Here is a 7,166-nt window from a genome sequence, read left to right as displayed (position 1 = left end):
CTTCCTAAAATTCAAACCTTCACTATCTGCATGGAATACATATAGACTTGCTCCATCATCTGCTACTTCAAACATCTGAGTATAGGCAGCCAATAGGAAATCATAAAATTGGTTATTGTTCATCTTATCGTTTTCAATTTTCAGAGCATTCTTCGTCTTGCCCGTATAGTCCACGTTGTAGGGCGGATCAGTTACAATAAGCTGAGCCTTCTTACCATTCATCAACGTTGCGATATCGTGTGAATTAGTCGAGTCTCCACACATGAGCTTATGCTTACCAAGTAGCCAGATGTCACCTTTATGAGTGATCGGATGCACAGGTAATGCTTCTTCTACATTAAAATCATCCTCATCATCTACAGTTTCCTCGTGCAATGTATCGAGCAACTTCTCACACTCACTCATATCAAATCCAGTTAGAGAAAGATCATAATCAGCCAGTTTTAATTCTTCTAGTTCCTGCGCTAACAATTCAAAATTCCAATCCGCATACTCAGCCGTTTTGTTATCAGCGATTCTGAAGGCTTTGACCTGCTCAGGCGTTAAATCATCCACCAGTATCGTTGGAACTTGCTTTAACCCAAGCTTCTTAGCTGCTAGCAGACGAGTATGACCTGCTATGATTTCATTGTTACTATCGATTAGAATTGGATTTTTAAAACCATAACTCTCAATACTCGTTGCTACATAATCCACAGCTTTCTCATTATTTCTGGCGTTTTTTATGTACGGAATTAAAGCTTCTACGTTTACGAATCTGATTTCCAATCCACTTGATCCCCTTTTCTACCTTCATTTTTAAAAAGGCTGCAATCCACATCCAGGTGAAAAACACACCAATTGCAGTAATAAATCGTAATATTTCTATGATTATTGCTTGTAACATTAATAGCAATCTTGTTGCTCCTCTCTAAATGAAAAAGAAACCCTAGCTCATAGCCAGAGTCCCGTGTATAATATGTACTTTAATTTTTCAACATTGTGTCACGTGACACACTTTACTCTTTGTTGGTTCAAGTCCTCACTCATATAGTTTAAAAGTTCACAAATCATAGTCCAATTCACCAAGATAAATTTGAATATGTAAATCGAAAATCTTGAAGCGGTAATCCTAGACAATAATATGATTCTGACTACATGTATGAATCCTGCTGAATCTATGTATGATCTATACGTGGGATAGGGGAAACTCAAAACCGCGATAAAACCACTTCGCTATGCTTCGTAAACGGTAGTATCGCCTGCCGCCGTTTCCCCTCCCACACCCAACCCCTTTGCGGCTTATTAAGTTTACATTCGCAACTCCAATCATCCTTTACTCTAAAATTCATGGCTGGACTTATATATTCAATTCCATCAATTCCTCTCTACGGGCTGACAAGCCCATATACAAACATGTTTCCTATTCTCCATCAGCTTGTTTCCAATTTTATAACACCAGATTCCTATCTTCACTTCAATTTCTCCAGTATAATAGCTGATTTTTAAAAGCTGTTTCCATGTTTCCAGTTTTGAACACTCCTGATGACATATACACTCCTCACCAGCACATAATATTCGATCAAATATTATTATATGTATTCTCTCAAGAGTTAAAAAAACAGGAAACATGGAAACAAACTCATGATTCTCTATGTAAACAAACTATTCTTCCGTTTCCAATTGTATGCAAAACAGAAAACGAACAGGAAACAGATGCTGCAAACAGGAAACATTATATTTTGATACCAAACCAAAAGGGAACTGAGCTGCCACTTATTGTTTTGGCCTTCTTCCGGTAAATCTTATCCTCAAGTTTTGCATCGAGATGCTTATTAAATTTAGTCGTCGTTTCAGGTTTAAATCCACCTTGTTTACACCATGCAGCATACTTGGCATACAACCTTTTGCATTCAATTCGGCTTTCATCCTGTTTTGAAGCTTCACTTTCAATTTCACATTCTTCATCTATGAACAGCATAATGACATCCGATTCCATTTGATACGTTTTAACTTGATCCTTAATCGTTTGTGAATATGAAAATCCACCTTGTTGTTCGAGTCGTCTTAATCCCTCAAGCGCATAATTCAATAATGTCGATAAAGCAGATGGAGTCGTCAGTTTATGAATTAATTTAGTGTCCTTTTGTTGATCCGTAAATTTACGATTAAAAGGAAACACCATCAGCCTTCTAAAAAATCCATCACTGTTGTCATTACTTTTTGGCAATTCATTCGCACTAAACAACAGTTTACAAAACGGTTCAAAGTTAAAGGGATCTTTCCCCTTTTTCTCTGCGTTTAAGCCTTCGCCACTGGCAAGTACCTTGAGGTTCCCTGTAGAGTTCAATGCATCCGCAGGGATATCTGTAAAGCAATTCAGCACTTTTCCATAAAGTTCAGCAATTTTAAACCTTGATCTGTCTCCTTCTAAATCTTGAATTTTAACTTTGGCTATATTTAGCTTACCTATCATCGCTTCAATCGTTTTAATCAAAACCGATTTCCCGTTGCTTCCCGTACCTGTGAATAAAAATATTTTTTCATACTCCAAGGTAGGAATCAGAAAATAGCCGATCATTTCAAACAATGTTGCATGCGTATCCTGTTCCAGCACAGATTCGATAAACTGAAGCATGACAGGGTCATTGGCCGTAGGATCATATAGGACAGGAAATTGAATAGTGCTCCGTCTATCAGGCGTATGCTCCCTTAACTCTCCCGTTTTCCAATTCAACAAACCGTTTTTCACATTAATATAGTCGTCCAACAGATTCATTTGGGTTCCTGCAATATAACTTTGGGCTTCTATGTAATAACGTGCTTCCTTAATCCGACTATGGCGAAACTCATTGTCCAGCAGGGTAACGGATAATTGCTCCAGGTGACGCTCACCATCATTGACATATACCCCCTGATCATACCGATACAAAAACGTACCATCAAAAAAACATTTCATATGCTGATCTATAATATCTTTACCGTACCAGATAGGCTGGAATTTCTTCTGATTCCCATTCATCTCAAAGTATTTCCTATAGTTAGGCTCAATCGAAGGCGGATTCTCCTCTGCCGACTTTTCGCCACCTTTGAACACATCTGAAATATCCAAATAAGATATAGGCTTAGAATTACTTTGACTCCGGTAATACTTTTCCTCGTGAGCTAACCAATCTATATATTGTTGGGCAATCCACTCTTGATATTCTGGATCATTCGCTTTTTGTTCTTCCTCTTCAATACGTGTTTGGAGATTCCAATACTCAAAACATTCAATTTCCTTCTTAAAGTATGCTCTCTCCGAATCGGTCATATATTTTTCATCCGTGTATGTCCACCACGTTTTGCCACCATTATACGAAAACTCTAACTCATAGGGAGAATATTCAAACTGTATCCGATACTGCTTATCCACATCTTCCTTGGTAATCGGCTTCCACATACCATCTATCCATGCTTCTACTTGCTTGCTATTCCTATTTTTCCGTACATCCACCTGTTTTCCATTAATGGTGAATTGGTCGGTATAATACTTGTGTTTATCATCGAGCTTCTCTAAAGCTGTTGTCATATTGTTATGATCCCCCTTATTAATAGATGTTATCGACTACGTGTTTAAATTCGTTATATTGCTCCATGGCTTTCCTTAACGGAGGCGAATCCTTGAATATAAATACTTTCCGATTCGAATCCTTTAAATCTACTTTTTCATCCATTTTATAAAACCGATTAAACATCAACCATCCTGCCATCCGAGACTGAGTAATGACAATTGTATTGCTTTCCATATCTGACCTCCACATATATTAATGATTGGAATGTGAAAAGTAAATTCCTCCCACATCCCTCTCTACCGGCTGACAAGCCGCATGGTTATGCTCGGAAGTCTGCTAGACAAGTGATGGAAGCCTTCGTTGTCTTAATAATATGTTTAATGGTGATCGACTTGTCCATATAGCAATTGAGGATGGAATCTCCTGTTTTGCGAGCAATACTCAATCCTTCAGTCACACCAAGCCAGCCTCGGTCATTGAACACGGTATACGTTTGCCCCACTATTTTCTCAGCTACTTCTCTGGGATTCCATGCTTTCTTTTCGCTGCTTACCAAGGAAATTTTATAGTCGATGAGATCATCGAGCTTCGCATCCTGTCGTTTGAGGTACTTATCAGGAATGCTCATATCTTTGCCTTCAGACCATTGTAACGTGTAAGCTTCTTGTTTCATCACCGTGGTATACTTATGGTCTAGCCACGCAAAGGTATGTTGATCAATTTCATTTGCCTGCTGGATATACACTTTATCTTTGTCTTCATAATGAAGCTGTACATTCTGCAGCATTCCTTCACTGGCAACCACCCAACAAAAGGAATAATTTTTATTCGAATTTTTAGCTTTGGAGTCCACGTAAGTCATCCGAACAGCAGCCGTAGCCAGTAGAGAAGGACAATCGCATATGTGTTCTGCTGCTGCCTTCGTTTCCCGATATAGCTCTGTAAATTTGGCATCCACTTCTTTTCGCAATCGCTTTTGCTTTTCATCTGATGAATATGGGTTTAGGCTTTGCTTCTCTTGCGTTAGCTCTCTATTTCTTTTCTGGAACGCTGTATGGATTACCTGTAACGCATCAATCGTTTGATCCACATACGCTATGTCTAGGTCAAAATTTTGAAAATACTGATAGATATTCTCAAATTGATGTTTTCGAATTTTTCGATCTGTATCGTCTATCATAATTTGGTCTACACATTGCTTAAACGAAAACATGGACTTGGCAAACTGGTCTAAAGCCGAGGTGTGCACGCGATCCTTGTTGTATGTCTTTCCATCTTTGAAAAATGTAAATTGTGGTTTCAACGTTCCAAACCGATACTGAATCACGTCTGGAATGACAACTTGATCGAACAGCCCCGATTTGGAAGCATCTATACATAAGGCTTGTAAATGCTTCATGATCGCAATTGGAAACTTGTATTGCAATAATCTTTCTTCTGCGTTAGCGATATTTTCAATTGTCGTATTGATATCGGTGATTTCTCCCGTTTTATCTTCAGAGCGAATAATAAAATAATAACATTTGCCTTGTTCCATTCCTGTGAAGGAGCGGTGGATTTATCTGCATCGTTGACTTGTACCAGTGAATCAATAACATAGTCTGCCAACGATACTTTAGCTTGAACAGGAAATCGTTCTGCAAAATGCTGCTGGATATTCTCATTCAACAGGTCAAGCCGATTTTCACCGTGGTGTTCACTTTTTTCGTCATTAACCTTGAAATTGTACTGCTGTAGATATTCAATCTGAGTCTCTGCCAAGTTTAATCCTGTAGACAGAACCAGTAATTCATCGCCGTCCCTGTCTGCACCGCCAAGACGATCTGGCTCTGTCCCCAAAGGAAGCTGCACAATATTGTCGATATGACGAATAAACTCAGCATCCTCACCTTCATAATCCACAAATGTGATTCGAGTGATTTCACTGAAGGACATGATCGGGTTCCTCGCAAATAGATTCTGGCCTAATATCGCACCGCCACAGTAACTCTGCTTGGCAGACAAAAACCCTGTATATTCCCAAGTGTGATGATCCGCTGCCGCAGCGTAAGACAAAAACGCTAAAATATCTTGTGTCACATACAGATACTTAGCTTCAACATAAAACTTCCCCAAGCCCATTTCATCTATTTTATGATCGATTACTTCCTTGATCGTTTGCCTAACTTTACGGTCGAATGCCAATTTTTTATTAAGGTGTAGAGCATGGATGGCATCGCTACACTGTTTACCAATTCCATTATCTGGATTTTCCCGATACACCAAGTGCAAAAATGCTTGCAAATAGCGGATATCTTTCCAATCTAGTTCCTCTTTGCGAAAGATGCTTAATGCCCGATATATGAGATCACCCTGCACATGGGATAAGCAAACGACATCTCTTGCTTGCAAATCAAGTGCCAACAACAACTGATACGACGACTTCCGGTATTGTTCATGTACTGGCTTGGCAATATTGGAGATCCCAATCGCATCATAGCCATACTCGATCAATTTAGACTGGTATGCGGCTATCGAGGGAAATAACCAGGCTTTCTCCTCTGAACCGTCTGGCTTTTCTCCGACCACTTGCAGCTTCGCTTTAAAGGTAGACTCGGTGGTTAAAATATCGATCTTGTCTGTATCATGCCACGTTCCGAATATATCCTGAATTCGCTTCACATTATGCTTACGGAAATACCCATGAAAATCTACACAGGGGAAAAAGCCTTTGATCGCTGGCAAGCGTAATTGATAACCTGTAATCGTATAGTCTACCTGTAGGAAACGCTCCATTTGCTGTCCTAACTCTTTTGAGACCAAACCCATACCATCAAATACATTTTCCATGACCGTATGATTTTTTACTTGTGCTAATTGCAACCCTGTTGACCAGGATGTGATGGGGAGTTCTTTTTCTCATATGGCTCAGTCTGGTCGATTGTCCATACGGGAACCGAAACGCCATCTTTCTTTTTGACCCTCCATGCAGGCTTACCAAGGTGCTCTAAAGACACTCGCCTGCTATTCTCTTTTTCCCAGCGTCCAGTCGTTTTGTATTGGTCTCTATCGTTAGGTGCGATGGGAAGTTCGATTTTATGCTCTTTGACCTTTTGGCTGATTTTTTGGCGCTGCTTTTCATAGTGCTTTTCTTCTTCCATATAGGCTTGGAGCTTAGGGTACCTGCCTTCTTCTTCGAGTGTACGATGATATGGAAGGATCATCTCTACGTCTTCTATCAAGGGTATTTCTTTGTCAGGGAGAATACAGATGGTTAGCTGCTTCATATCTACAGGAAATAGATATACGTCTGTTGTCATTAAGGCATTGCGCGTCAAGTTTTTAGATACGGTGCACTTAGTTGGTTCGGTTCCAAGGGAAACATGCGCTTTCAATGCTTCAACGTATTTCTCCAGTACAAATAGCTGACGACATTCTTTGTTTTGAACACCGGAAAGGACATTATCCAAAAATACATAAGTATGCCGAGCAATCTCTTGACCGTTTGACTTTGTATAAATGGCGGTAAAGCCCTTTTCCAGTAAACGTTTGAGTTTGTCATTGTCCTCTTCACTACGTCCACGTCCAGTCTCGATGGTCATGATTGGGAGGAGATTCTTCTTTTTTCTGATCGGCTTGCTATTATTGGATTTT

General features: G+C 39.6%; 5 protein-coding genes and 1 pseudogene. All 6 read right to left on the bottom strand.

Annotation, left to right across the window (positions count from 1 at the left end; translation table 11 throughout):
- The coding region (locus L693_RS0125040; protein ID WP_025720924.1) for a ParB N-terminal domain-containing protein at positions 1 to 768 on the bottom strand (768 nt) is incomplete at its 3' end.
- 946 nt (positions 769 to 1,714) lie between these two features.
- Positions 1,715 to 3,550: a DNA primase family protein gene (locus L693_RS0125030; protein ID WP_025720921.1), complete on the bottom strand. Its 1,836-nt coding sequence runs from the start codon at positions 3,548 to 3,550 to the stop codon at positions 1,715 to 1,717.
- A gap of 19 nt (positions 3,551 to 3,569) precedes the next feature.
- Entirely contained in the window at positions 3,570 to 3,767 is a 198-nt protein-coding gene (locus L693_RS0125025) for a DUF5659 domain-containing protein (RefSeq protein ID WP_025720920.1), read from the bottom strand.
- Between the two features lie 85 nt (positions 3,768 to 3,852).
- Positions 3,853 to 4,959 (bottom strand): hypothetical protein, encoded by a 1,107-nt coding sequence (locus L693_RS28540; RefSeq protein ID WP_049825276.1) that lies wholly within the window; start codon positions 4,957 to 4,959, stop codon positions 3,853 to 3,855.
- Positions 4,929 to 6,308 carry a hypothetical protein gene (locus L693_RS28535; protein ID WP_231503761.1) on the bottom strand — a complete coding sequence of 460 codons (1,380 nt, stop codon included), beginning with the start codon at positions 6,306 to 6,308 and terminating at the stop codon, positions 4,929 to 4,931. The genes L693_RS28540 and L693_RS28535 overlap by 31 nt, the downstream gene beginning before the upstream one ends.
- Before the next feature lie 77 nt (positions 6,309 to 6,385).
- Positions 6,386 to 7,166 (bottom strand): annotated as a pseudogene (locus tag L693_RS30825) (hypothetical protein); the annotation flags it as partial.

Origin of the sequence: Paenibacillus sp. 1-18 (assembly GCF_000520755.1) — a bacterium.
In the GTDB taxonomy this organism is placed as follows: domain Bacteria; phylum Bacillota; class Bacilli; order Paenibacillales; family Paenibacillaceae; genus Paenibacillus; species Paenibacillus brasilensis.
Note: the sequence above shows the minus strand (reverse complement) of the source record. Positions and strands in the feature narration are given on the sequence as shown.

Coding starts and splice junctions, on each gene's coding strand:
- L693_RS0125030 (WP_025720921.1), bottom strand. CDS start 3,550: ATGACAACAGCTTTAGAGAAGCTCGATGATAAACACAAGTATTATACC.
- L693_RS28535 (WP_231503761.1), bottom strand. CDS start 6,308: ATGGAGCGTTTCCTACAGGTAGACTATACGATTACAGGTTATCAATTA.
- L693_RS0125025 (WP_025720920.1), bottom strand. CDS start 3,767: ATGGAAAGCAATACAATTGTCATTACTCAGTCTCGGATGGCAGGATGG.